This is a genomic window from Thermoflexus hugenholtzii (genome assembly GCF_018771565.1).
Classification (GTDB): Bacteria; Chloroflexota; Anaerolineae; order Thermoflexales; family Thermoflexaceae; genus Thermoflexus; species Thermoflexus hugenholtzii_A.
The window spans coordinates 1,114,165-1,138,920 of the sequence record NZ_CP076326.1; the positions used below are offsets into that span (position 1 = coordinate 1,114,165).

The 24,756-nt window shown below is 66.1% G+C and carries 27 protein-coding genes and 1 riboswitch; of the genes, 6 read left to right on the forward strand and 21 right to left on the reverse strand.

What is annotated here, in order from left to right; genetic code table 11:
• The first annotated feature begins 43 nt into the window (after nucleotides 1-43).
• Nucleotides 44-174: riboswitch (TPP riboswitch) on the forward strand.
• 103 nt (nucleotides 175-277) lie between these two features.
• Complete coding sequence (gene thiE / locus KNN16_RS04990; RefSeq protein ID WP_369685883.1) at nucleotides 278-919, forward strand: thiamine phosphate synthase; 642 nt, start codon at nucleotides 278-280, stop codon at nucleotides 917-919.
• A 75-nt stretch (nucleotides 920-994) separates the two neighbouring features.
• Entirely contained in the window at nucleotides 995-1,831 is an 837-nt protein-coding gene (thiD, locus tag KNN16_RS04995) for a bifunctional hydroxymethylpyrimidine kinase/phosphomethylpyrimidine kinase (protein WP_299285327.1), read from the forward strand.
• Between the two features lie 49 nt (nucleotides 1,832-1,880).
• On the opposite strand, the gene KNN16_RS05000 is transcribed toward thiD, so the two are convergent.
• From KNN16_RS05000 to KNN16_RS05060, 13 genes are all read right to left on the reverse strand, one after another.
• On the reverse strand, nucleotides 1,881-3,128 hold the full coding sequence (locus KNN16_RS05000) for an MgtC/SapB family protein (RefSeq protein WP_303899502.1): 1,248 nt from the start codon (nucleotides 3,126-3,128) through the stop codon (nucleotides 1,881-1,883).
• A 147-nt stretch (nucleotides 3,129-3,275) separates the two neighbouring features.
• Complete coding sequence (locus KNN16_RS05005; RefSeq protein ID WP_299285321.1) at nucleotides 3,276-4,055, reverse strand: SDR family NAD(P)-dependent oxidoreductase; 780 nt, start codon at nucleotides 4,053-4,055, stop codon at nucleotides 3,276-3,278.
• A gap of 38 nt (nucleotides 4,056-4,093) precedes the next feature.
• Nucleotides 4,094-5,620, reverse strand: a complete 1,527-nt coding sequence (locus KNN16_RS05010) for an FGGY-family carbohydrate kinase (RefSeq protein ID WP_303899505.1) — start codon at nucleotides 5,618-5,620, stop codon at nucleotides 4,094-4,096.
• A 44-nt stretch (nucleotides 5,621-5,664) separates the two neighbouring features.
• Complete coding sequence (locus tag KNN16_RS05015) at nucleotides 5,665-6,534, reverse strand: carbohydrate ABC transporter permease (protein ID WP_303899508.1); 870 nt, start codon at nucleotides 6,532-6,534, stop codon at nucleotides 5,665-5,667.
• Nucleotides 6,531-7,400, reverse strand: a complete 870-nt coding sequence (locus KNN16_RS05020) for a carbohydrate ABC transporter permease (RefSeq protein ID WP_299285312.1) — start codon at nucleotides 7,398-7,400, stop codon at nucleotides 6,531-6,533. The genes KNN16_RS05015 and KNN16_RS05020 overlap by 4 nt, the downstream gene beginning before the upstream one ends.
• A 10-nt stretch (nucleotides 7,401-7,410) precedes the next feature.
• Entirely contained in the window at nucleotides 7,411-8,709 is a 1,299-nt protein-coding gene (locus KNN16_RS05025; protein WP_303899512.1) for a sugar ABC transporter substrate-binding protein, read from the reverse strand.
• A 22-nt stretch (nucleotides 8,710-8,731) separates the two neighbouring features.
• A complete protein-coding gene (locus KNN16_RS05030; RefSeq protein WP_303899514.1) occupies nucleotides 8,732-9,514 on the reverse strand; it encodes an ABC transporter permease in 783 nt (260 codons plus the stop codon).
• Entirely contained in the window at nucleotides 9,511-10,413 is a 903-nt protein-coding gene (locus KNN16_RS05035; protein ID WP_303899516.1) for an ABC transporter permease subunit, read from the reverse strand. The genes KNN16_RS05030 and KNN16_RS05035 overlap by 4 nt, the downstream gene beginning before the upstream one ends.
• Before the next feature lie 59 nt (nucleotides 10,414-10,472).
• A complete protein-coding gene (locus tag KNN16_RS05040) occupies nucleotides 10,473-11,618 on the reverse strand; it encodes an ABC transporter substrate-binding protein (protein ID WP_303899518.1) in 1,146 nt (381 codons plus the stop codon).
• Between the two features lie 53 nt (nucleotides 11,619-11,671).
• Entirely contained in the window at nucleotides 11,672-12,520 is an 849-nt protein-coding gene (locus tag KNN16_RS05045) for a sugar phosphate isomerase/epimerase (protein ID WP_303899521.1), read from the reverse strand.
• A complete protein-coding gene (locus KNN16_RS05050; RefSeq protein ID WP_303899524.1) occupies nucleotides 12,520-13,596 on the reverse strand; it encodes an ABC transporter ATP-binding protein in 1,077 nt (358 codons plus the stop codon). The genes KNN16_RS05045 and KNN16_RS05050 overlap by 1 nt, the downstream gene beginning before the upstream one ends.
• Nucleotides 13,596-14,405, reverse strand: coding sequence for a BtpA/SgcQ family protein (locus KNN16_RS05055; RefSeq protein ID WP_303899526.1), 810 nt, complete (start codon nucleotides 14,403-14,405; stop codon nucleotides 13,596-13,598). The genes KNN16_RS05050 and KNN16_RS05055 overlap by 1 nt, the downstream gene beginning before the upstream one ends.
• A 45-nt stretch (nucleotides 14,406-14,450) precedes the next feature.
• A complete protein-coding gene (locus tag KNN16_RS05060; RefSeq protein ID WP_299288426.1) occupies nucleotides 14,451-15,263 on the reverse strand; it encodes a DeoR/GlpR family DNA-binding transcription regulator in 813 nt (270 codons plus the stop codon).
• 254 nt (nucleotides 15,264-15,517) lie between these two features.
• On the opposite strand from KNN16_RS05060, the gene KNN16_RS05065 reads away from it, so the two are divergent.
• Together KNN16_RS05065 and KNN16_RS05070 are read left to right on the forward strand one after the other, a co-directional pair.
• Complete coding sequence (locus tag KNN16_RS05065; RefSeq protein ID WP_303896281.1) at nucleotides 15,518-15,811, forward strand: hypothetical protein; 294 nt, start codon at nucleotides 15,518-15,520, stop codon at nucleotides 15,809-15,811.
• The gene (locus tag KNN16_RS05070; RefSeq protein ID WP_303896951.1) at nucleotides 15,787-16,428 is read left to right on the forward strand and encodes a hypothetical protein; all 642 of its coding nucleotides are present in this window, start codon (nucleotides 15,787-15,789) and stop codon (nucleotides 16,426-16,428) included. Before KNN16_RS05065 ends, KNN16_RS05070 begins: the two co-directional genes overlap by 25 nt.
• Nucleotides 16,429-16,557: 129 nt before the next feature.
• On the opposite strand, the gene KNN16_RS05075 is transcribed toward KNN16_RS05070, so the two are convergent.
• Nucleotides 16,558-17,676, reverse strand: a complete 1,119-nt coding sequence (locus tag KNN16_RS05075; RefSeq protein WP_303899530.1) for a hypothetical protein — start codon at nucleotides 17,674-17,676, stop codon at nucleotides 16,558-16,560.
• Nucleotides 17,677-17,813: 137 nt separating this feature from the next.
• Here KNN16_RS05075 and KNN16_RS05080 point away from each other — a divergent pair, with 137 nt between their 5' ends.
• Nucleotides 17,814-18,269 (forward strand): nucleotidyltransferase family protein, encoded by a 456-nt coding sequence (locus KNN16_RS05080; protein WP_303899533.1) that lies wholly within the window; start codon nucleotides 17,814-17,816, stop codon nucleotides 18,267-18,269.
• Complete coding sequence (locus tag KNN16_RS05085) at nucleotides 18,178-18,654, forward strand: hypothetical protein (protein ID WP_303899535.1); 477 nt, start codon at nucleotides 18,178-18,180, stop codon at nucleotides 18,652-18,654. The genes KNN16_RS05080 and KNN16_RS05085 overlap by 92 nt, the downstream gene beginning before the upstream one ends.
• Before the next feature lie 4 nt (nucleotides 18,655-18,658).
• Here the strand turns inward: KNN16_RS05085 and KNN16_RS05090 are convergent, their stop codons facing one another.
• From KNN16_RS05090 to KNN16_RS05120, 7 genes are all read right to left on the reverse strand, one after another.
• Nucleotides 18,659-20,518 carry a glycoside hydrolase family 125 protein gene (locus tag KNN16_RS05090; protein WP_303899537.1) on the reverse strand — a complete coding sequence of 620 codons (1,860 nt, stop codon included), beginning with the start codon at nucleotides 20,516-20,518 and terminating at the stop codon, nucleotides 18,659-18,661.
• The gene (locus KNN16_RS05095) at nucleotides 20,515-20,757 is read right to left on the reverse strand and encodes a hypothetical protein (RefSeq protein WP_303899540.1); all 243 of its coding nucleotides are present in this window, start codon (nucleotides 20,755-20,757) and stop codon (nucleotides 20,515-20,517) included. The genes KNN16_RS05090 and KNN16_RS05095 overlap by 4 nt, the downstream gene beginning before the upstream one ends.
• A complete protein-coding gene (locus tag KNN16_RS05100) occupies nucleotides 20,703-20,921 on the reverse strand; it encodes a hypothetical protein (protein ID WP_303899543.1) in 219 nt (72 codons plus the stop codon). Before KNN16_RS05100 ends, KNN16_RS05095 begins: the two co-directional genes overlap by 55 nt.
• Nucleotides 20,918-22,132 carry an ROK family transcriptional regulator gene (locus KNN16_RS05105; RefSeq protein ID WP_303899545.1) on the reverse strand — a complete coding sequence of 405 codons (1,215 nt, stop codon included), beginning with the start codon at nucleotides 22,130-22,132 and terminating at the stop codon, nucleotides 20,918-20,920. The genes KNN16_RS05100 and KNN16_RS05105 overlap by 4 nt, the downstream gene beginning before the upstream one ends.
• Nucleotides 22,133-22,274: 142 nt before the next feature.
• The gene (locus tag KNN16_RS05110) at nucleotides 22,275-22,772 is read right to left on the reverse strand and encodes a TadE/TadG family type IV pilus assembly protein (protein ID WP_303899548.1); all 498 of its coding nucleotides are present in this window, start codon (nucleotides 22,770-22,772) and stop codon (nucleotides 22,275-22,277) included.
• 9 nt (nucleotides 22,773-22,781) lie between these two features.
• A complete protein-coding gene (locus KNN16_RS05115; protein ID WP_303899549.1) occupies nucleotides 22,782-24,125 on the reverse strand; it encodes a Tad domain-containing protein in 1,344 nt (447 codons plus the stop codon).
• A gap of 19 nt (nucleotides 24,126-24,144) precedes the next feature.
• A complete protein-coding gene (locus KNN16_RS05120) occupies nucleotides 24,145-24,675 on the reverse strand; it encodes a TadE/TadG family type IV pilus assembly protein (protein WP_303899552.1) in 531 nt (176 codons plus the stop codon).
• Nucleotides 24,676-24,756: the final 81 nt, after the last annotated feature.

The following is a 24,756-nucleotide window of genomic DNA, read 5'->3' on the forward strand; positions in this document are numbered from 1 at the left end:
TCCTTTCGGGCGGATTACAGTCAGGTTCGATGGAACGAAACCACCGGGCGACGTGGGGAGTCCGCGGGCAAGCGGGCTGAGAGGGCGCCCTGCCGGAGGTCATCCGGCCCCGGCGCCGACCCATCGAACCTGATCCGGGTCATACCGGCGGAGGGATCGTCGTCCCTGTTCCCCCTGATCTCACCCGGGCTCGTTCCCTCCTATCGGTGGCTTCCCCGGATCCGGCCCGCCTTGCGCGAGAAGCGGGATCCCCCACGGAAGAGGAGGTGCGGTGTCTCTGGATCTGCGGGTTTATCTGGTCCTGGATCCCGCGCACACCGGTGGGCGCTCCCCCCTGGAGGTGGCCGAGGCCGCCCTGCGGGGAGGCGTCACGGTGGTGCAGCTGCGGTGGAAGGCCGGGCCGCTGCGGGAGATGCTGCGCTGGGGAGCCGCCCTGCGGGAGCTCTGCCGGCGCCATCACGTCCCCTTTTTGATCAACGATCGGGCCGATGTGGCCCTGGCCCTGGAGGCGGATGGCGTGCATGTGGGACAGGAGGATCTTCCGCCGGAGGTGGCGCGGCGTCTGCTGGGCCCTCGTGCCCTCATCGGCGTCTCCGCCCGCACCCCGGAGCAGGCGCAGGCGGCGGAGGCCGCGGGCGCGGATTACCTGGGGACGGGCTCGGTCTTCCCCACGGGTTCGAAGGAAGGCGCCCGGCTCATCGGCCTGGAGGGGCTGCGGGCGGTGGTCCGCGCCACCCGGCTCCCCGTAGTCGCCATCGGCGGGGTGAACGCGGAGAACGCCGCGGCGTGCATTCAGGCGGGGGCGGCGGGCGTGGCCGTGATCTCGGCCATCACCCAGGCCCCGGATCCGGAGGCGGCGGCCCGAGCGCTGCGCCGGGCGGTCGACGAAGCCCTCGCCGCCCGGCGCCTGGAGGGATGATCGCGAATCTCCATCTTTGGGCCTCGAGAAGGCATCGCGTCCATCATGCGTGGAACACCTTTCAGGAGGTGGACGATGAAGCCCTTGCCGCGCGCGCTGACCATCGCCGGCTCGGACTCCGGCGGCGGAGCGGGGATCCAGGCGGATCTGAAGACCTTCGGGGCGCTGGGGGTTTATGGCATGAGCGTCCTCACCGCCCTCACCGCCCAGAACACCCGGGGGGTTCAGGCCGTCTTCGAGCTCCCGCCGGACTTCGTGGCCGCCCAGATCGATTCGGTGCTGGGGGACATCGGAGCCGACGCGGTGAAGACGGGGATGCTGGCCAACGCCGCCATCATCGAGGTGGTGGCGGAGAAGATGCGGGAATACCGCGTGGAGCGCCTGGTGGTGGATCCGGTGATGCGGGCCAAGAGCGGGGATCCCCTCCTGCGCCCGGAAGCCCAGGAGGCGTTGATCCGCCGGCTGTTCCCGCTGGCCATGGTGGTCACGCCCAACCTCCACGAGGCGCGGGCCCTGGTGGGGCGGGAGTTGCGGAGCCGGGAGGACATGCGGGAGGCGGCGCGGATCATCCACGGGATGGGGCCGCGCTGGGTGGTGGTGAAAGGCGGTCATCTCGAGGGGGATGATCGCAGCGTGGACGTTGTGTTCGACGGGCGGGATTTCTACGAGCTGGACGCCCCGCGGGTGGACACGGTGAACACCCATGGGACGGGGTGCACCTTCGCCTCCGCCATCGCCGCGGGGCTGGCGAAGGGCCTTGCGCCCCTGGAGGCCATCCGTCAGGCCAAGGAGTATCTCACCGCCGTGCTTCAGGCCTCGCGGGCCTTCAAGCTGGGTGGGGGCGCCTACGGCCCGATGGATCACTTCGCGCTGTGGAAGGCGGAGGCCCCGACGCGAGCGGCATCCGGGTAGGCCGGTAGGGGCGACCCGACGGGTCGCCCCTACCTTCAATCCGACGCGCTCAGCGGAGCATGCGCTCGGCGGCCAGGCCGAGGAGGCCGACGAGGGCGGTGAGGGCGGAGAGGCGGGCCAGGGTCCGCAGCCCCTGCCCGCGCAGGCCGCCCAGCCAGGCCATGGGGACGTGGAACAGCAGGCTGGCCATCGAGGCCAGCACCACCCCCATCCCGGCCATCTCGATCCCGATCCTTCCCTGCCCGGCCAGCGTGGCCACCGCCGCCGTCGTCGAGGCGCTGCTCACCAGCCCGCCCAGGAAGGCCACCACCAGGAAGCCGCCCGTCCCCAACCATCGCTCCGCCAGCACCACCGCGCCCCGCAGCACCAGATACAGGGCTCCGAACAGCAGGGCTTGTCGCAGCGAAAAGGGGAAGGCGAGCCGGATCTCCGGCGCCGCCGTCCCGCGGCCCCGTCGCATCGCCCGGAACACCAGCCACCCGGTCACCGCGACCATCCCCCCCACCGCCAGCCATCCGTGCCCCAGCGCCGCCGGGGCGAAGATGGCCAGGATCAACCCGTTTCGGGCCATCATCGCCACGTTCGCCAGCAGCATCCCTTCCAGGGCCACTGCCTCCGCGCCCCCTCCCTGTCCTCCGCACCGCCGCGCCAGCTCCCCCACCGCCGCCGTGCTGTTCACCAGGCCGCCGAGCAGCCCGGTGAAATGGATCCCTCGTGCCCCATACAGCCGCAACAGGGCATAGTTCACCAGCCCGATCCCGGAGAGGACCACCACCACCAGCCACGCGCCCCGCAGGTTCACCACTCCCAGGGGGTCCCAGTTCCCCGGCAGCCCCTCGGGCAGCAACGGATAGATCACCACCGTCAGCAACCCGAACAGCACGATGGAGCGCAGCTCCTCCAGCGACAGCCCCACCGTGAACCGCACCAGCTCCGCTTTCCAGGCCAGCAGCATCGTCACCAGCACTGCTGTCGCCGCCGCCACCAATCCCTGTCCCTGGGCCACCACCATCCCCAGCAACAGCGTCACCAGCAACGCCACCGACGTCGTCATCTCCAGCGTCCGATCCACCAGCAGGCTCCGGATGTTCAGCAGGCTCACCAGCGCGATGGCTCCCCCCAGCAACAGAAACGCTGCCACCGGATGGATCAGCCACCCGAGGCATCCGGCCAGGGCCACCAGCGCGAAGGTCCGCAGCCCCACGTCTTTGTGGGCCCATTCCCGTTCCAGTCCGATCAACAACCCGATCCCCAGGGCGATCCCCACCGGCTCCAGCCACATTCGATACCCTTCCATTCCTCCTCCCCTCCACCTCTTCGCGATCGGTTCGAAGGGAAACGGACAGAGCCTCCGGGTGTGTGGAACACAGGCTGGGCGGCCCCCCTGGCAACCGCCCAGCCTGCAAGACCATTCAGAGAGCAGACGTTAACCGGGATGCCGGGATCAGGTCAGGTGAGCGCCACCGGTCACGTCCAGCACGGCCCCGGTGATGAAGTCGGCCTCCGGCAGGCACAAGAGCAGCACCGCATTGGCCACGTCCTGAGGTTCCTCGATGCGCCCCAGCGGGGTTTTGCTGACATATTCCGCCCGCACGGCCTCCGGATCCATCCCCCGCAGCTTTCCCTCCCAGACGATCTCCCGCTCCTGCATGGAAGTGCGCACAAAGCCCGGGCAGATCAGGTTGACCTTGATATTATACTTGCCGACTTCCACCGCCAGGCTGAGGCCGAAACCGATCACCGCCCATTTGGAAGCGGCATAGTGGGCCAGCAGGGGGACGGCCCGATGGCCGGCCATGGAGGCGGTGATGATGATCCGTCCGCCGCCCTGGCGGATCATATGGGGGATAGCGGCCTGGCAGGTCAAGAACACGCCCTTCGTGTTCACATTGAAGTTGTAGTCCCACTCCTCCTCGGTGAGATCCTTAGCCCAGTTCATAGTGGAGACCCCGGCGTTGGGGCAGACGATGTCGAGGCGGCCCCACTTGGCCACCACGGCATCCATCACCGCCACGTTGTCGGCCTTGCGCGTCACATCCAGCCGCCACGCTTCGGCCACCCCGCCGGCCTTTCGGATCTCCTCCGCCACCTGGCGGGCCCACTCCTCATTGATATCCGTCACCGCCACGTAGGCCCCTTCACGGGCCAGGGTCCGGGCGATGGCTGCCCCGATCCCCGTCCCGGCTCCCGTAACCACTGCGACCTGTCCATCCAGGCGTCCCATGGCAAGCCTCCTTAGATAGGGATTTCACAGCGTGCTTTTCAAGCCTCCCCAGGGGCCGCTCCGAGCGGTTGTCCCAGTGAGGCCGCCTGGGGGAAGAGCGGCTTTAAGGCCTCGTAGAGCTGACGGTAGAGGCGATAGGCCTCCTGATAGCGGGCATGGGCCTTTGGGTCGGGCTCGTTACGGAGGGCCTGGCCGGCAAAGGCCTCGATCTCCGCCCAGTCGCGGAAGAGGCCCACGGCCATCCCGGCCACGAAGGCAACCCCCAGGGCGGATCCGGGATGCTCCGGGAAGGAGGTGATGGGCAAGCCCAGGACGTCGGCGGCGATCTGACGCCAGAGGCCGCTGCGCACACCGCCGTCGGTGGCCACCACCCGTCGGATGGTGTAACCGCGAGCGGTCAGGACCTCCACGTGATGCTGGAAGCCGTAGATCACCGCCTCCAGGATCGCCCGGAACATATGGCCCCGGCCGTGGCTCAGCGTGAGTCCGAAGAAGATCCCACGGGCCTGAGCGTCGAAGATGGGCGTCTTCTCCCCCAGGAAGTAGGGCAACACGATCAGCCCCTCCGAAGCCGGCGGCACACGGGCGGCGGCCTCATCCAGCCGGCGATAGCTCTCCCCCGAGGCCTCCCAGCCCAGCACTTCCGTGACGAACCACTTGACCAGAGAGCCCGAGGCCGCCATACACCCGTTGAGAAGATAGCGCCCGGGGATGTCGTGGTAATCGATGTAAAGTTGAGGATGGGTCTCCAGGCGATCCAGACAATACAGGATGTCTCCGGCCCCGCCGAATTTGATCAGGAGGTCCCCGTTCTCCCGCAGGCCCGCCGCCAGGGCGGAGGCCACGTGGTCCGCGCTCCCTGCGATCACAGGGGTGCCCGGAGCCAACCCGGTCTCCTCCGCTGCAGCAGGGGTTACTTCTCCCACCACCTCCGTAGGGAAGCGCACCGGCGGGAAGAGCTCCGGATGGAGGCCGCTCGCGCGGAGAAGATCCGTATCCCACTCCCGCCGGTGGATGTTGAAAAGACCGGACTCCACCGCCCAGTTGATTTCGAGGGAGCGCTGTCCCGTCAGCCGGTAGACGATGTAATCGTAAGATCCCATCACCCAGCGCGTCCGGCGCCACACCTCCGGCTCATGGCGCTGGACCCACATCAGGCGCGGCCCGACGTGCTGCTGATTGGTGTAGCCTCCGGTGATGGCGAAGAGGCGCTCCTGATCGAGCTCCCGGCGCAGCTGCTCGATCTCCTCCACCGCCCGGGCGTCGTTCTGCTGGATGGATGGACGCAGCACCTGCCCCGCCTCGTCCAGGAGCACCAGGGCCGGGACCATCCCGCTGCAGCCCACTGCAACGATCTCCCGAGGATCCCGCTTGTGGAGCAGCTGGCGACAAACCGTCTGCACGCCCTGCCACCACTCGACAGGATCCTCCTCGGCCCAGCCCGGATACGGCGAGCGCAAATCGTGGGCGGCCATCGCTTCCGCGACCCGCTCCCCTCCCGGACCGATCAGAAGCCCTTTCACCCCCGTCGTCCCGATATCGATACCCAGCACCCAGCGTCCCATAAAGGCCTCCTTATTGAAGACAGGGCGGAACAAGGCGACATGGCTTAACCTTTGATGGCGCCACCTCCCAGCCCTCGAATCAGGAAACGTTGCACGAAAAACGAAGCCACCAGCACCGGCAGGGCGGCGGAGAGGATGGCAACAGACATCTTCCCCAGCTCCACACCACGGAAAGTCCAGTAACCGGCGATGGCCACCGGAAGGGTTTTCGAATGGCCCCCGGCCAGCATCAGCGCGTAGAACATCTCGTTCCAGGACATGATGAAAGCAAAGAGCCCAGCGGCCCCCAGGCCCGGGCGGGCGGTCGGCAGCACCACCCGCAGGAACGCCTGCCATCGGGTGCATCCATCCACCATCGCCTGCTCCTCCAGGTCCCGAGGCACGTCCTCAAAGAAGCCGATGAGAAACCACGTGACCAGAGGGGCGATGAAAGTGAGGTGGGCCGCCGCCACCGCCCACACGGTGTCCAGCAAGCCGGTGTAATAGGCCATCAGGAAGAAGGGGATGATGAAAAGGGCCGGCGGCAGCATCTGGGCAGCCAGGATGAGAAAGCGCAACCATGTCCCTCCGGTGCGGAAGCGGGAGAACGCGTAGGCGGCGGGAGCTCCCACCAGCAGAGAGATCCCCACCGTGAGAACGCCCACCACGATGCTGTTCAGAAAATAACGGGAGAAGGGAGAGCCGAGCCAGACCTCTACCCAATTGGCCATTGTGGGCGTGAAACCCCACAATGAGGGTCGGTTCAGCTCCACAGGCGGCTTCAGGGAGGCCGCCAGCACCCAGAGGAAGGGAAACAGAACGACAAAGGCGCTGAGCCCCAGAAGGCTCAAGCGAAGCCCGATTCCCAGATGTCGGCGGGTGAGGGCCCGTCGGGCAGGGATGGCCATCGCCCAGGAACGGGTGACGGTGGTCATGCCCAGGCCTCCTGGCGGCGGAGGATGTAGAAAAGGACAACCACCAGGATCAGGATCACGAGGGCCAGGGTGAAGGCCATAGCGGCCGCCTCGCCCAGACGGAAATAGAGAAAGCCCACCCGGTAGATGTGAAACAGGATGGTTTCCGTGCGCTCCCCCGGCCCGCCGCGGGTGATGGCGTAAACGTATTCGAAGATCCGGAAAGCATCCAGCATACGGATGAGCACCGCGGCGAGGATCACCGGCCGCAACAGAGGCAAGGTGAGATGGCGCAGGATCTGAAAGCCGGAGGCGCCGTCCACCCGGGCCGCCTCAAAGGGCTCCGTGGGCAGCGCCTCCAGCCCCGCCAGAAGGAACAGCGTCATCAGCGGCGTCCACTGCCACACATCGATGAGGATCAGGGAGAACAAAGCCAGGTCCGGGCCGAACCAGTCGATCTCCACGCCGATGGAGCGCAGGGCCACCGGGATGATGCCCAGCTGGGAGTTGAGGAGGAAACGGAACATCAGCCCCACCGCGATGGGGGTGATGAACATGGGCATCAACACGACAGCCCGGAAGGCGTTCTGCCCGGGGACCGGCCGGTGCAGCAGGAGAGCCAGGGCCAGGCCCAGCAGGAGCTCCAGGGTCACCGCCCCGCCGACGAAGATCAAGGTGTTCGTCATCGCGGTCCAATAGGAAGGGTTGTCCGCCAGCCCCTGATACTGGGCCAGCCCCACCCAGCGCACCTGGTCCAGGGCGGTTAGCCGGTAATCGTGGAAGGAGATATAAGCGGCGAAGACAATGGGATAACCCTGGACCAGGGCCAGGAGCCCCAGGAGGGGCAGCAGCAACCGGCGCCCCAGGGCGCGATCCCGTCGACCCATGGACCTCCTTTCACTTCCCCAGGATCTTGCGGACCTGAGCGGCGGCGTCCTTGAGGGCCTGCTCGGCGGTCTTCTCCCCGGCTACCGCCGCGTTCAGCTCGGTGCCCACCACCTGGATGATCTCCTCCGCCTTGGGACCCCGGGCCAGCGGCTCGGCATCCTCGAGGATCTTCAGCACCGTCTCGTAGTAGGCCTGGCCGAACCCCTTCTGCCAGACCTCAGGATCTTTCATCGCGCTCACCCGCACCGGCGCGCCGCCCAGGATCACCCGTTGCTTCTCCATGCGCTTGGAGGTGAGCCAGGAGATGAAACGCCAGGAGGCGTCTTTGTTCGGCGCGTTGCGGGGGATGGCCCAATGCCAAGCTCCGAGCACCGCCTTCCCGCCGGGGACCTCGTAGAGGGCAAACTTGCCGGCCAGGGCGCCGGCGGGCCCTTGCGGGTTGTTCAGGGTGGGCAGCATCCAGTTATAGCTCATCATCGTAGCGGCCTCCCCCGCCGCCATCGCCCGAAGGGCCTCGTCGAAGCCCCAGTTCAGGGAGTTGGGCGGCGCCGCCGTCTTATACATCTCGATGTAGAGCTCCAGGGCGCGCACCGCCTCGGGCCGGTCGATGATCACGTTGCCCTGCTCATCCAACAGGTTCCCGCCTGCGGCATACAGCCAGTTCTTCCACTCCTCGAACACCTTGTAACCGCGCTGGGGCTGCATGGCCGCGCCGTAGATCTTCCCGCCGCTCTGCTCCTTGAAGAACTGGGCGACGCGCAAGTAGTCCTCCAGGGTGGTCGGCGGGGCCAGGGGTTTCCCGTATTTCTTCTGATAGGCCTCCCGATAGGCAGGGTCATCGAAGAGATCCTGGCGCACGATCAGGCCCACAGCGTAGTTGTAGAAAGGAATGCCGTAGACTTTGCCGCCCACCACCCCGATCTCCCGGACCGGACCCACGAAGTCCTCGAAATCGTAATCCGGGATGCCCCGGATCCGATCGTCCAGGGGCTCCAGGAAATTCCCGGCCACGAACTCATCCATCCATGGGTTGTCCACGATGATCACGTCGTAGGTCGCCTTAGGGGCCATGAACGAGGCCAGGATCTTATCCCGCATGGCGTCGTAGGGCATCGCGTCGATGACCACCTTGATGCCGGGGTTCTCCTTCTCAAAGTCGGGGAGGAGCTTGCGGACCACGTCGGTGTCCGGGACCTGTTCCATAATGATGGTGAGGGTGACGGGGGCCTGGGCGGCCGGGCGACAGCCCATCAGCCAAGCGCTGAGCAACGCGACCGCAATGAGCAGACGTCCAATCCGGCAGCACATCGCTCACCTCCTTATGGGAAGTTCATGAAGCGCGCATGCGCCGCATGCGCGCGCCCAGGTAGGTCATCAGCACAAAGGAGAGGAAGGAAACGTAGATCAGAAAAGCCGTGATCGCCGAGGCGATTCGCATATCGTTCCGGATTTGCTGGAAGAGACGCAGGGGGAGAGTTTGGGCAGTGAAACCGGCCACCATCGAGGTGACCTCGAACTCCCCCATGCTGATGGCGAACACCAGGAGGGCTCCGGAGAGGATGCCGGGCATCACGTTCGGAATGAGCACATAACGCATCCGCTGCCAGAAAGTGGCCCCCAGGCTGGCCGCCGCCTCGCTGAGGGTGCGCTCGTCGATGGTCTGAAAAGCGGCCAGGACGATGCGGAACATGAACGGGAAGCCCAGGATCGCGTGGGCGATGATGACCATCCAGATGGTTCCCGTGAGGGCCAGAGGCGGTCGGGTGAAAGCCTGGAGAAGGGCCGTGCCTACCACCAGAGGTGGGAACAGAAGGGGAAGGATCACCGCCCCTTCCCGCAGCCGCTGCCCCCAGCCCGGCCCTGCTCGGTTCAGGGCATATGCCGCCGGCACCGTGATCAACAGGTTGAGCAGGACAGCTCCGGAGGCCACGGTCAGCGAGACCAGTAAGGCCTCATAGTTGGCCGGACGGGTGAGGATCGCCTCATACCAGCGCAGGGTGAACCCCTGGGGCAGGATGTCCTGCCAGAAAACGCTGAAGGAGAAGATGATGGGCATCAGAAGGGGCACCACGATATACAGCACCAGGAAGACAAACAGGATCCAGCGGATCATGGCCCCCTCCGAGCGAGTCGCCGGGCGCCCCAGCTCAACAGGATCAGCGCCACGCCGGTGATGGTGATCAGCACCATCGCCAGCGCCCCAGCCTGAGGCAGGTTATAAGTCGATTCGGAGGCGTGGGAGTAAATCTGCAGGGAGAGCAGATTCTTCGCCATCCCCACCAGGGCCAGCACCGTCCCGAAGGCTCCCATCATCCCGGCGAACTGAATGCTCATCCCGGCCAGAAAACCGGGAAGCAGCACCGGGATCACCACGTAGCGCCAGACCTGCCAGGGCCGGGCTCCCAGGTTGCGAGCCGCCTCAATCAAGTTGGGATCCAGGTTCTCAAAAACCGCGGCCATGCTCAGGGTCATCAAGGGGATCTGGAAGAAGGCGTAAACCAGCACAATGCCAGGCCAATCATAAAGGTTGAAATAAACCGTTGGCGGGAGGCCGAAGGCGCGCCGGACCAGAAGGTTCAGGACACCGTTGCGGCCGAGCAGGACGATGAAGGCGAAAGCCACCACCAGCCCCGAGAGAGTCATCGGCAACGCATAGAGGGAGAGCAACAGATTGCGCCATCGTGCCGGCAACCGAACCGCCAGGGCGGCCACGAAAGTCCCACCAATCCCTCCCACCAGGCTGGCCGCCGCGGCAAACAGCAGGCTGTTCCGAATCGCCATCTGAAACTGCGGCTTGGTGAAAGCATTGATGTAATTTTCAAGCGTGAAGTTACCATTTAAATCGAAAAAACTACGATAGGCCATATTTATAATAGGATAAATCTCAAAAATCCCCACAAATAGCACAAAGGGAAGGATCAACAACATCTCTGTGGAGAGGAAGCGACTCACCTGGCGGGCTTCTCCGCGGATCCCGCGCAACGCGGCGGTCATGGCGCTCATGCCGGGCATCGCGAATCTCCTCCCGGATGAGGGGAGGGGCCTGGGGCCCCTCCCCTGTGAGCCGGGCCTTATGGGGCTCCGGTGGCCTCCGCCCAGGCCTTCTTCAGATCCTCCGAGATGGCCGCATCCTTGGCGTAATCGATCATGACCACCTTGGCGTAGGCCTCCTTAGGCGGGAACTTCGCTGCCACCTCCGGCGGAAGCTCCACATCCGGCCGGATCGGCGTAACAAAGCCCTGCGCGTAGAGTTTCTGGCCATCGCCGCAGAGGAGGAACTCCATAAACAGACGGGCCGTGTAAGGATGCGGCGCGTTCTTGGCGATGATCACCCCGCCCCCGCTGGCGATGGTCCCGTCCGCCGGGATCACCACCTCGCTGGGCACGCCCAGCTCCTCCTTCCACTTGAGCAGGTTGTAGTCGAAGTTGATCAGGATCCCCACCTCGCCCCGCTGGAACTTGTCCACCGTCACTTTGGGGTCCACCGTAGCCACCAGGCCCATCTTGTGCAGACGGCCCAGGAACTCCGCGCCGGCCTTGTAATTGTAAGGATCGCCGCTCACCGCATAGGCCGCCGCCTCTACGGTGTTGACCCCGGTGCCGGTCGCCCGCGGATCCAGATAGGCGATCATGTTCTTGTATTCAGGGTTCTCCAGCTCCTTCCAGCTCCGCGGGATCTTCTTGACCAGGTTCGTGTTCACGATCCAGCCCAGGGTCCCCTTGTAACCGACATACCAGACGGACTTGGTGTTGGGATCCTGGCCCTTCTGGCCCTCGGGGAGCTTGTCCCAGCAGGAGACCTTGTAATCGGCGGTGAGGCCCCGCTTGGCCAGCTCGGCCGCGAAGGCCGGCTTGAGGTCGGCGACGTCGTTCTTGCTGGCGTTCTCCTCGGTCATGCGCGCCAGCACCACCGAGCTGCCCATATCGATGTCTTGCTGGGTGATCCCGAAGCGCTTCTTGAACTCCGCGTAGATGCCACCGTAGTTGGCCCAGATCTCCGGCATCCCGTAGGAGTTGATCACCCCGCCCTCCGCCTTCGCCTTCTCCGCCAGGAAGGCGATGCGCTCCTCATAGCTCATCTGCTCGAGGGCCTTGGTCGGTGTAGGCGGCACCGGCGTGGGAGAGGCCGGAGCCGGCGTAGGGGAGGCCGGGGCAGGAGCCGGGGTCGGCGTGGCCGCCGGCGCACAGGCGGCCAGCAACAGCGCAACCAGGATCATCACGGAAAACCCTTTGCTTCACATGGGAACCTCCTCTCCGGAATATCGGAGTGTCAACCGGCGTGCGCTTTCAGCAGCTCCCGGACCTGGGCGGGCCAGCTCCGGAAGCGCTCCAGCTCGTCCTCTGATCCCGGCGCGATCTCGATCAGAACAGTGGCTTGGGGGCAACGCTCCTTTACCGTTCGCAACACCTCCGCTACACCCGGGATGGAGGGCTCCGGGAACTCATGGGTGTCGAAGGCACCGTCGTTCCAATGCAGATGGAGGTGCCGAACCCGTCCGTTCAGGGCATGCAGGAAGGCCACAGGAGGCCAGCCGGCCAGGGCCGCATGTCCCGTGTCCAGCGTGAACCCCACCGACCCCTCCAGCCGGCTCAGGAAGGTCGCAACCTCCTCCGGGCTACATAACAACTCCCACGGCTTATACAGGTTCTCCACCACCACCTCCACGCCCTGAGGACGGGCGGCCTGGGCGATCTCCGCAATGGAGCGGGCCGCCGCCGCCCGATGCTGCTCCCGCAAGCGATTCAACGCCTCCACCATGCGGGCATGCGCCGGATGATCCGGAGGAGGCACATCATACCAGTTCACATCTCCTGCGTGCAGGTTCAGCCGTCGCGCCCCGATTCGCACGGCGAAGGCCAGATCCTCCAGGGCCACCTCCACCGCCGCCCGCCGCACCCGCGGGTTCGGGCTGGATAGGTTGACCCCGAAGAACCGCGCGTGGACCGAGTAGGACCAGCCATCCCGCTCCCGCCATGCGCGCAGCTGCTCCTCCCAACCGGGATCCGGGGCCTCCGGAGCGCGGAGCTCCATCCATGAGAACCCCGCCTCCCTCAGGATCCCAGACCACTCCTCGAAGGAGCTCCAGAGATCCGGTCCTTTCAGGCCCAAGGTCAACATCACGATCGCTCCTGTGGCACCACCTGCGCGGTCTCCGGATGGAAGTGAACCCACACCGGAGAGCCCACCGGAAAGCGCAACGCCTCGTCCGATGGCATATCGACCAGTAACGTCTCGCTATCGCTACGCACCGAGAGACGTCCGACCGGCCCCAGGAAAGTCACCCACTCCACCCGCCCGGGCAGGGCATTGTGGTCGGGAGGGACCCCTTCCGGCGCAAGGCTCACCCTCAGGCGCTCGGGCCGGAGGGCGAGATACGCCGCCTGCCCGGCCCGGACGCCGGGGTTCGGGCGGATGCGGAGAGCCCGTTCCTTCCACCGGAAGATGCCGTCCGACTCCATCCGCCCCGGAAGAAGGTTCATCGTCCCCACGAACGTGGCCACGAAGGGCGTGCGCGGGGCATTGTAGATCTCGAAGGGGGTGCCGATCTGCTCGATGCGCCCCATGTTCATCACCACCACTCGATCCGAGAGGGCCAGGGCCTCCTCTTGATCGTGGGTCACATAGAGGGTGGTGATCCCCAGGGTCTTCTGGATCCGACGGATTTCCCCCCGCAGCTCCTCCCGGATCTTGGCGTCCAGGGCGGAGAGAGGCTCGTCCAGCAGGAGGACCTTGGGACGCATGGCCAGGGCGCGGGCCAGGGCCACCCGCTGGCGTTGGCCTCCCGAGAGCTGGTGCGGATAGCGATCCTCCATGCCCTCCAGATGGACCAGGGCGACCATCTCCTTCACCACCCGCTCCTGCTCCTCCCGAGGCCGGCCGCGGATCATCAGGGAGAAGGCGATGTTCTCCGCCACGGTCATATGGGGAAAGAGGGCGTAGGTCTGGAACACCATCCCGATCCCCCGGCGTTCGGGAGGCACATCGTTCAGCACCCGGTCATCCACGAGGATGCGGCCGGAATCGGGACGCTCAAAGCCGGCGATGCAGCGCAAGACCGTCGTCTTGCCGCACCCGGAAGGGCCAAGCAGGGAAACCAGCTCCCCTTCCCCCACCTCCAGATTGAAGTCCTGGACCGCCACCACCCGGCCGAACCGCTTGGTCAGGCCTTCCACCACCACCCGTGCCATGCCCATCACTCCCCTCGGAGCCGGCGCACGATGGCCATAAACGACCGCACCCGCTCCGGATCCACCGGGTTCCAGGTGATGCCGTCAACCTTTAAGCTGGAGCCCACGATCACGCCGTCGGCATGCGGCAGCAGGTCGGCGATGTTGTCATGTCGAGCGCCCGTGTTGATGAACACCGGCAAGGGACCCACCGCCTCCTTCACCGCCTGCAGGTCCTCCACCCGGACCGGCAGGCTGGTCATCGGGCCGGAGACACAGATCCCGTCGGGCAGGCTGGAGAAGGCCACGGAGCGAGCCACCTCAGCCAGGGGCCGGCTCCCCATCGGGGCGGCGAACTCCGCGTTGATGTTGAAGAGCACCCGCACCCCCTCTGCCCCGATGGCCCGTCGGTACCGCAGGGCCTCCCCGGCCGAGGGACTCCAGAGCCCCATATCGCTGGCATAAACGCCCGTGAAGACCTCCCGGACGAACCGGGCGCCGGTGGCATGGGCCACCGCCAAGGCGGCGATGGGATCCCAGAGGATGTCGATCCCGAAGGGGACCCGGATCTCGGCCCGCAGCCGTCCCACCACCGCGGCCATCGCCGCCACCGTCGCCGGGTCCGCCCGCAGGGCGTAAGGCCGATCGTTCTCATTGCAGAACATCACCGCGTCGACCCCCCCGGTCTGAAGGGCATGCAGATCCTGCCGCGCCCGCTCCAGGATGCCCTCCATCCCCCGGGCCGCGTCGTAAAGGGGAGAGCCGGGGAGGGCCGGCAGATGCACCATCCCGATCACCGGCTTGGAGACTCCGAAGACCTCCCGCAACCAGGACATCGAGCCGCTCCTGCCTGAGGGTTTTCGCCTGTTGCCCATAGGGGCTCAGGCGCGATGGGCCGCGCGGCTCCGCCGGCCAGCCACGCGATCCTCCGTGACCGGCACCACCCGCACCTCCACTCCCAGCTCTCGCAACCGGTCGACGATCTGTGGATCCGCCCCCGCATCGGTGATCACCCGGTGCACCCGCTGGACCGGACAGATGGCCGTGAAGGAGATGTGGCCCAGCTTGGTATGATCGGCCAGGACGATGATCTCGCGGGCCCGCTCCAGGAAGACCTTCTTGACCTCCACGTCGTCCAGGCTGAAATCCGTGCACCCGGCCTCCGGATGCAGGCCGGCCACGCCCATGAAGAAGCGGTCATAATAGAACTGGGCCGCCATCCGCAACGCCAGAGGTCCCACGATAGAGAGCTCCTTCTTGCGCAGCTGGCCGCCCAGGAGGAAGACGGCGACCTCCGTGTTGGCTAAGAGCTGCGCGATGGGAACCGAAGCAGTGAATACCGTGAGGTTTCGTCGGGGGCGCAGGAGCCGGGCCAGCTCGAAGGTGGTGGAGCCCACATCCAGGGCGATCACATCCCCTTCCCGGATGAACTCCAGGGCCGCTCGGGCGATGGCCCGCTTCTCCGGCAGCTGAACCCGAGCCCGGGTCAGATAGGGGACCTCATGGCCGATGCCCGGTGTCCCCAGGGATGCCCCACCACGGGTCCGGACAATCAACCCCTCCTCCGCCAAGGCCTGCAGATCCCGGCGGATGGTCGGCAGCGAAGCGCCTGTCAGCCGGGCCAACTCCTCCGCCGTCGCGAAGGACCGCTCGCTCAGGATCTGGAGAATCTGCTCCCGACGGGCCGCCCACATCCCTACCTCCACACCGGATTTTAATCGATCCTGATCGAAAAGTGGTAATCACCCCCCTGAGTAGTGCTCGGTGGTATAATCGGGGCCAGATTCCGACGGAGGTGGGCCCGATGAATCGAAAGCCCAATTCCCAGAACCCCCCCTGCCCTCGCTGTGGGGCCACCCATGTGGTAAAGAACGGCAGTAAGGGTGGGCGGCCCCGTTGGGTCTGTCGGAACTGCGGGCGCTCGTTTGGGCCTACCCTGGGCACGGCGATGTATCGCTTGCGTGTGACCCCTGCGGAAGTGGCGCGCACCCTGCTGGTGGTGATGCGTCGGGGGAGCCTGAGCGCCGCTGAGGAGATCACCGGCCACAAATATGAAACCATTGGCCGATGGCTCCGGATGGCCGCCCAACACGCTGAGGCCCTCACCGAGGTCCTGGTCCACGACCTGCATTTGAGCGAGGTCGAGGTGGATGCTTTCTGGTCGTTTGTCAAAAAAAGTGTCCAGAGGCTGGAGATCCAGACGCCTCGGCGGGCGGGGTGGGCCCGCGTTGGGGATGTTTGAGCCAGGACCGGGCGACTCGTTTTGTGGTGGCGTGGGGCTTTGGGTCTTCGGAGGATGAGGTCGCGCCGAAGGTGGTGGCGCAGACCCGCCAGCGCACATCTGGCAGGAGGGGCGTGATCTGGATCAGCGATGGACGGCCGGTCTACCGACGGGCGGTTCGTCAGGTCTATCGGGACGCGCAACCGACGGGAAAGCGGGGGCGTCCGCCCCTGGTGCTCACGCCTGGGGTGGGGTTGACGCAAGCGGTCAAGCGTCGTCATCAGGGCCGGATGGTGCGCGTGGAGGTGCGTCAGGTTCTGGGGGAGGCGGTGGATTGCCCCTATCCGGTGCATGAGGAACGGTTGAATGGCATGTTGCGCGATCGGTTGAATGCGCTGACGCGTAAGACCCATGCCTTTGCGAAGACGACAGGGACCTGGGATGCGCTGGTGATCCTCTGTTTGTTTGAGCACAACTGGCTGCGGCCCCATCGGGCCTTGCGGGAAGCGGGGGAGGGCCTGCCGGAGGGGCGGCGGTATCGGCCGCGGACGCCGGCGATGGCCATCGGGTTGACCGATCATATCTGGACCTGGGAAGAGTTCTTGACCTTCAAGCATTATCAATACCAAAAGGAGTGACTACCCGAAAAGTCAAGTTTAGATCAAAACCGCTCATAGATGGATCGCAAAGAATCGAACCAGGATCGCCTGCGCACGGGGCCGGATCGACCTGGAGCGCGGGGATTCAGAGGGGCTTCCCCTGGTTCCTCACCCGGAGGTAGGGGAAGGAGTCTCCTCCAGGGGTTGCCATGGCGCGGTGGGATCGTCCAGGGGGCGCCAGCGCGGGCCCTCCCGGGTGTCCTGCACTTCATAGCCCAGAGCCCGCAGGCGCTCCCGTAAGGCGTCCGCTGTCATCCAGTCCCGCCGCCGCCGGGCAGCCTCCCGCTCCCGGATCAGCGCGGCCACCTCCGGCGGCAGCGCCGGCTGGGGGAAGCCGGGCGCTCCAGGGGGCCGCTCCACCGGGATCGGAGGCGGAAGACGAACCTCCCCCAGCCACTCGATGGGGAAGGACCCCCCAGCCTCCACCTCGCGGATCTCCTTTCCCCGCTGGATCGTCACCCGACCCAGCCCCAGCACCTCTACACTCCCCTTCTGGAAATCGAAGACCGCCATGGTGTGCTCATCGATTCCCAGGATCACCACTTCCGGCGGGAGGAAGCGGCGCATGGCCTCGAAGCGCTCGCGGCCCATAAAGCAGCGGCTGGTGTCCACCTCCTCGCCGCCCTCCTGATTGTTCCAATGGGAGACGATGGCCAGCCGCAGACCGAAGTCCCCAAACAGGTCCAGCCCCCGCACCCAGTGGGGATCGTGGCCCGCTTTGTAGATCTCATAGACCGGCAGGGCCCATGCGCTGACCGCGATGGCCGCCGCGCTGGCCAGGCCGAGGGCTGCCCCCTGTCGATGACGGGCCTGCAGATACTTCCAGGCGACGCTTCCCTGCAGCTGCCGGATCGCATACGTGGGGCTCCCCGGACCCATAAAGATGTAATCCGCCTCCAGCAGCGGGGCGGCCAGATACGGATCATCCGGGCTGAAGGGGGTCCCCCGCTTGCGGGCTGGGAGGACCAGGACACGGGGACGGAACTCTCCGAGACGCTCCCGGATGAAATCCGCCACCCGTCCGGCCACCCGTGCGGAGTTCAGCTCGAAGCCCGCGGGCGTCTCCAGCACCACCACCTTCACCGGCGGCTCGAAATCCGCCATGGCGGCCGCATGCCCCCGCCGCCCCGCGGGAGCGATCTCCCCCGAACCGAACAGCACGATCTTCCCCGGCCGCGCGCGGCCTTCCAATCCAGAAGCCGAAGCAGATGGACGCCCGAGCCCCATCCCCCCTCCTGACACAAAATCCAGGGTTTTGAGTTCAACATACCGCATCCGGAGCGATCATGCTACTTTTGTCCGCCTTCGGAGGTCCTTACGCTCGTGTTACAATGAAGGTAGAAAGCCCGGGAGGAACAACCGGCGTGGAGGAGAACCCGATCTGGGAACGCTACCGGGAAAGCTGGCGGGAACGGGAGGCGCGACGGCGGGCCGAGGCCGAGGCGCGCCGGGCCGCCGCCCAGGAGGCCGCCGAGCGGGCCATCCGGGCGGTTGCGCCGCGCTATCCCGGCATCCGGAGGGTTTACCTCTTTGGCTCGGTTCTGCGGCCTGGGGCGTTCCGCCCGGATTCGGACATCGATGTGGGCGTGGAGGGGGATGACGGACACGGGCTGTTCGATTTCTGGCGGGAGCTGGAGACCGCGGCCCCCGGCTGGGCCTTCGATGTGCGCCCGCTGGATCCAGAGGATCCCTTCTCCCAGCGCGTGCAGGAGCGAGGACGACTGATCTATGAGCGAACGCCTTCGGGTGCTTCGATCGGATCTGCAGGCGGAGTGGACCCATATCCGCCGGATTTACAGCGCCCTTCGGGAGACCCCTGACGATCCCCGGTATCCCAAAGAGGCCATCGTGGCCGGCTATTATCTGCACAACCTCTACAACGCATGCGAGAACATCTTCCGCCGGATCGCAGAGGCCTTCGAGAACGAGATCCCCGACCCCACGCGTGGGCATGCGCTGCTGCTGGAGCGGATGGGACGGGAGATCGAGGGAATCCGCCCCCGCGTGCTCCGGGAGGAGACCTTACGCCTCCTGGATGAGCTGCGACGGTTCCGGCACGTGTTCCGCACCCTCTATCGCTTCGACCTGGATCCGGAGCGCGTGGCCCGGGCGCGGCAGGACGCCTTCCGTCTGGAGTCGCTGCTGGAGGCGGATCTTCAAGGCTTTCTGGAATTCCTGAGCCGAATGGAAGAGGGAACCTCCTGAGCCATCAGCGGAGAGGACCCTCGAAGAACCGGCGATGGCCTCGCTGGTGCGCCCACAGGGCCCAGGCCAGGAAGCCGGCCAGGCTGGCCATCGCCGCCCCCGTGCGCACGATGCCCGTCTGCGGATCGATGGACTCGCATGCCAGGCCCCCGTCCAGGGGCGCGCGCCGCACCACCTCCAGGATCCCCGGATCCGGATCGGTGAGCAGGCGGTTGGCCAGGTCGAAGACCCCCGGGAAGGGGAAATGGGGCGAGCCCGGCCCGCCGAAGGGTCCGGGGAAGAAATAAGGGTTCGCCGGCGAGGCCAACCAGCGCACCGTGTTCCGGTAAATTGGATCCTCCGGATCGCAGAACCCATAATAGGCGAGCAGGCGCAGGCTCCCGGGCGGCTCCTCCCGCAGCTCCCACCGACCCTGGCGATCCCGCGCCCAGGCCCACATCGGCCCTTCCGGCCCCTCCACGATCCCATGTTGGCGGATCGCCTCGGCCAGCTGCTCCGCCTCCGCTTCCCAGCGCGCCGCCTCCACTTCGGCGCCCTGGCGCCGGAGAAGATCCGCCGCCGCCCGGAAGGCCGCCCAGACCAGGACGTTGTCGTAGATGACCAGGGGATAGTCCGTGGGGTCGTCCGTCGGGAGCAGGAAGGTCTCATACAGACCAGTCTCCGGATCCCGATGGGCCGTGATCTCCTGCAGGAGGAGGGGGATGGCCTCCGCGATCGCCGGCTCGCGGAGGAGGTTCACATCCCCTGTATCACGGACATATCGCCAGAGGGCCAAGAGGGGCGCGGCGGCCTGATCCAGCTCGAACCCTGGATACAGAGGGACACCGTTCAGATACAGGGCGTGGTCCGCAATATGCGGAAGATAACGGGGGAGACAGCGCCGCAGCAACTGACGCGCCCGCTCCGCGTCCACCAGCACGATCGCAGGGAAAGACCAGAGGAACGCATCGCGGCTCCAGAAGGCCCCGCTCACGTAATACAGGGGGCTCCGCGAGGTCACCATCACCGGAGCCCCTGTGTCCAGACAGTCGCCCTGGCTGAAAAAGTAAGCGAAGAAGAGGTTTTCGTTGAGGCGGGCGGCCAGCTCCGGGTCCTCCAGGGGAAGGGCCCGGCTTTCCAGCCAGCGCCGCGTCTCGCGCAGGAGCGCCGTCGCGCCGCGACGCCGCAGATGCAGCGCACCCGTCCGGGCGCCGTCCCCATCCGGCGCCACCGCCACATAAAGGACGGCTTCCAGGTTTTCCCCGGGATGGAGATCCCGCGTCTGAAAGCATCGATAGGCAAAGGGCTGTTCCGAGGTGATCTCCAGGGAAAGGGGGGCTTCCACCTGCCAGCCCAGGGCCAGAAGCGGAAGGCCGGCCTGGAACTCGGCCACCCCGCTTCCGGTCCACGGATCCCGCCCGCCGCTCCACGTCCCGGGGAGGGGCCGGGAGGCGAAGCGGGAGAGGAGCGCCTTCATCCATCGCCCCTCGAAGCCGAGGATGACCTGCCGGGGGGAGCCGCTGCGGAGGGTCACGCGGACCTGATACACCAGCCCCCGCTCAGCGATAGGGGCCCACAGGCGACCCTCGACCTCCACGTCCTCGGCCCGGAAACGCCAGGTGGGGATCCAGAAGCCCTCGCGGGACCACTCCAGACGGCCCCCCCAGTCCACCGCCTGGCCGTCCACCGTCAGGAAGGGACGGATCAGCGGATCCCCCTCGGCCTCCAGCAGGCCGTTGAGATGCTCGTGGAGCACGCCCAGGCGCCACAGGCTCCCATCCCGCCGATCGATCAGCGGGAGGGAGATCCAGAGGTTCCCGGTGGGCAGGAACGGCGGAGGCTCCTCCAGGACGGGAGGGCGAGTGATCAGCGGATGCGCGCTCATCCCTTCATCCCCGTCAGGGCGATGCCCTCGATGATCTGACGCTGCAACAGGAAGAACACCACCAGCATCGGGAGGGCGGCGATCAACGCCCCCGCCATCTGCCAGTGAATGTTCGTCCCGTATTGCTCCGAGAAGAACTGCAAGCCAACCGGGATCGTGCGGCTGGCATCCGAGCTGGTGATGATCAGTGGCCAGAGGAACTCTTCCCATGCGCCCAGAAAAAGGAATACGCCCGCCACCACCGCTCCTGATACCAGCGGGCATCCCGACGCAGGCGCTCCAGTTTCTCCGCCCCGAAGCGGGTCACGTAACGGGCCTCCCAGTCGGCCAGGTAGCCCTCTGGGACCGGGAAGTGGGCGTGGAAATCGATGATGCGGATCCCCCAGCGGCTGATCCGCGTCACTGGAGCGCCCTCCGGATCTGCATCAATCCCTCCAGCTCGAAGATGGCATAAGCCACCGCTCCCAGCACGCCTGCCCGATCCCCCAGGGCGGAGAGGCGGAGCTCCGGCATAGCGGGGACCACCCCTTCCAGCCGGCGGCGGAGACCGTCCAGCAGGTAAGGGCCGGCGCGGGCCACGCCGCCCCCCAGCACGATCATCTCCGGGTCGACTACCGCGATCACGCTCGCCAGCATGATCGCCAGATCGTCCATCGTCTCCTCCGCTACCTGAACGGCCAGAGGATCCCCGGCCTCTGCTGCCCGGAACACATCGGTCGCCTCCAGGCGGCCCGCTTCGATCAAGGGTCGGAGGACGCTCTCCGGGAACTCCCTGGCCCGCTCGATGGCCCGGCGGGCGATGGCCGGCCCTGCCGCGAGGGTCTCCAGACAGCCGAACGTTTCATACTTCTGATGGAGGAGGGCACGCTCAGGGATCACATAGCCGACCTCGCCCGCCGCATAGTGATGGCCGCGATACAGCTCCCCGTTCAGGATCAAACCCGCCCCGATCCCGGTCCCGATGAACACGCAGACCAAGTTCTGCACCCCCTGCCCTACCCCGAACCACCTCTCCCCGAAGGCCGCGAGATTCACATCGTTCTCCACGAACGTGGGGATATGGAACCGGGCCTCGAGCTCATCCCGCAACGGGAGATCCCGCCACTGAAAAGCCGGCGCCCAGATCACCCGACCCGCAGTCGGATCGGTTACTCCCGGGGCCCCGATCCCGATCCCTCGCACAACATACCCGCTGGCGCGGGCCTGCTTCAGAAGCACCTCGATGGCCGCGATGAGCTGCCCCAGGGCCTCCTCCGGCCTCCCATTGGGTCGGGAGGGACGTCGCACCTCGGCCCGGATCTCCCCGTTCAGGTTGGCGACGGCCCCAACCAGATATGTGCCCCCCAGGTCCACGCCGATCAGATGATAGGCCTCATGGTTCAGGTAAAGGGCCCGAGGGCGCCGTCCAGAGGACCGGCGAGCCCCCGGCTCCGATTCACGTTCGATCACCAGACCCTCCTCCAGCAGTTGTCCGACCAGACGGGTGACGGTCGCCGGGCTGAGGCCCAGCACCCGTCCCAGCTCCGCCCGCGAGAGCCCGGGCCGTTCCCGAATCCGCTGCAGGATCGCGGACCGGTTGATCCGCTCCAACACCTCCGGCCGCCCCGGATGCATTCCCGAAATCCCCTCCACAACCTCCTCTCTGCCAACCAGTTTAATTTCATTCTAAAAGAAAATTTTGTTTTGTCAAGGGGGAAAGTCTTGGGGGAGGAGTGGAGCGGAGGCCCACGTCCTCCGGGGGTAGAGCAGAGGGATCCTACGGGTTCCTCGGCTTGGCTTCGAGGGCGATCTGGACCGCCTGGGCGCGGATGATGAGCTCCGGGCCCAGCATGCCCTGCATCAGCGGGGTGATCAGCGGCATCGTGTAGATCACCGTCACGGTGATGGGATCCCCCTCATAGATCACCGGGGTGGCCGAAGACCCCTGGTTCGGCTCCACGACCACCGCAATCCGGCTGGGATCCACCAGGGAGAAGGGGATCCAGCGGGTCTCGCTCAGGGCCCGGGTGTAGGCCCGATACTGCACGTTGTTCGGATCCGTGCACTGGACGTCCGGGTCCGCGTCCGGTGGGAGCGAATCGTTGGGGTTCCGGCAGTAGGGGTTCACCGCCGCGTAGAGGGCCCCCTCCGCGGCGGCGTCGTGGATCGCCAGCCAGGCCACGAAGGCCCGCCCCAGATCGATCAACCCCATGACCAGCAGCAGCAACACCGTCAGGCTCAGCGCCAGCTCCACCAGCCCCTGTCCTCGCCGCATCCATTCCTCCTATCGGATCAACTTCATCCGCGGCCGCCCCAGCGGGCCCAGGCCCTGCTGAGCGATGATGGAGATCTTGCTGCCCGAGAGATCGATCCGCCAGGCCAGGATGGCCCCCGCGTCGGTCACGATGTTGCCCGCGCTGGACATGCGGACCAGTCCGACGGGCGCGTAGATCAGGCCGTTCCAGTAAATGTTGGGGGAACTGACCTGGATCACCGGCGTGGAGGCATCCTTCACCGGGCTGAAGAACAGGAGGTTCCTCGCGGTGTAGGCATACAGCGGGGAACAATCCGGGAGATTGTCCCCGTTGATGTCGGGGCAGTTCTTCATGTCCACATTGATCCGCCCGGTCGCGGCCACGGTGATGGTGATGGGCGTGGTCCAGCCGCTGGGGATCTTCACGGTCACATCCCCGTTCACAAAATAAAGCGCTTCGTTCGCCAGCCGGTAAGTGCTGAGGGTGTTCGAACCGCAGGAGCCCTGCGTGGGCGTATAGGGAGCCGTCGGGTCCAGGGTCACCCCCTGGGCGGAGGAGGGCTGCAGACAGAATTTCCGCCCAGCATCCTGCCAGTAAGTCCCTCCCGGCTGGAACTGGTTGATGGTATACAACGGCTCGAGGATGATCGGCGAGGCTCCTTCACATCCCAGCCCGGCGTCGTTCAGGCCATACGCCTCTCCTCCATATTCGCACACCCCGTTCTCCAGCACCACGTGAGGGGCTTTGCTGGGATCCGCGCTTGTGAGGTTCAGGCCGGCATTCGAGTGAATCCCCCCGTTGATGTAGATGTCGCTCCCGCTCAGGTTCAGGGCGTTCTGATAGCAGGGCCCGTTCGTGTTTTCATTCTTGCACAGGGCGGTCAGGGCGTATTCGCCCGAGCTCCAGCCCGGGGAATAGATCGCCGTGGCCTGGGCTCGCACCTCCAGCCAGGCGTGGCCGATCACTGCCGCCAAGAAGGACCGGAAGGGGTTCCGGACCACCACCGCTATCCCCCGGGCGTTTGGAGGGACAGCGCCCGCCGGGATGGGGATCTGCTCCGCCTCCGAGATGTAGTAGAAAGCCTGGACGTTCGCGTTCTGGGCATCCCCCGGCTGTCCGCCGGCGTCCGGGATCCCCTGGGCCTCGACGACGGAATGGATGGCCTGCAGGATCGCCGTCTCACCGCCAACCCCATGCTGGGCAAACCACAACGCCCGCGTCCCGGCCAGCGCCCCTGCGTCCGCGGCGTTCTGAGCCCGCCGTCGCTGGGCATAAGCCTGGTTGCCATCGATGGCCAGGGCCGCCAGCCCGATCAGGGCCGTCAGCATCAGCGCCACCAGCACCAGCGTTTGACCGGAGCGTCCTCGCCCCATGGATCCCCTCCCTCCCTATTTATGGGCTCGGCAGCTGGCTCGGGCCGAAATACACCCCGTCCGGCGGGAACAGGGTCCGCCCGGCCCGATAGCGGATCGTCACCTGAGGCAGCAGGGCCTGGATCATCGGCGTCACCGGCGAGACAGTCACCTGAGCATCGATCACCACCCGATCCTCCCGCTTCAGCACGAACTTCTTATCGACCGAGGCGCACTCCACGGCCGGCTGGAATTGTCCGGTGTCGTAGCGGAAGGATTCGAAATACACAAAGTAAGTGCGCTGCGGGACCAGCGCCTGTTTCGGGGTCAGCACCAGCGTGGCCTTCAGGCGATCCAGCAGATCCCCATAGCAAAAGCTGCTCCACTGGGCTTTGGTCATGCTGCCGGTGGGGGCCTGGACGATGGCATACCGCAGGGCCTCCCGCACGCCCCCGCCCAGCTCCGCATAGACCAGCAGGATCCGCCCGAAATCGGCGATCGCCATCGCCAGAAACAGCAACAAGGGCAACGCCAGGGCAAACTCCACCAACCCCTGTCCCCTTCGCCGCATGATGCCCTCCGGGATCCTCCCGCGGGTCTTCTCTCATTCACTCTCATTCACTATACCGCACATCATCCTTATCCGGATACG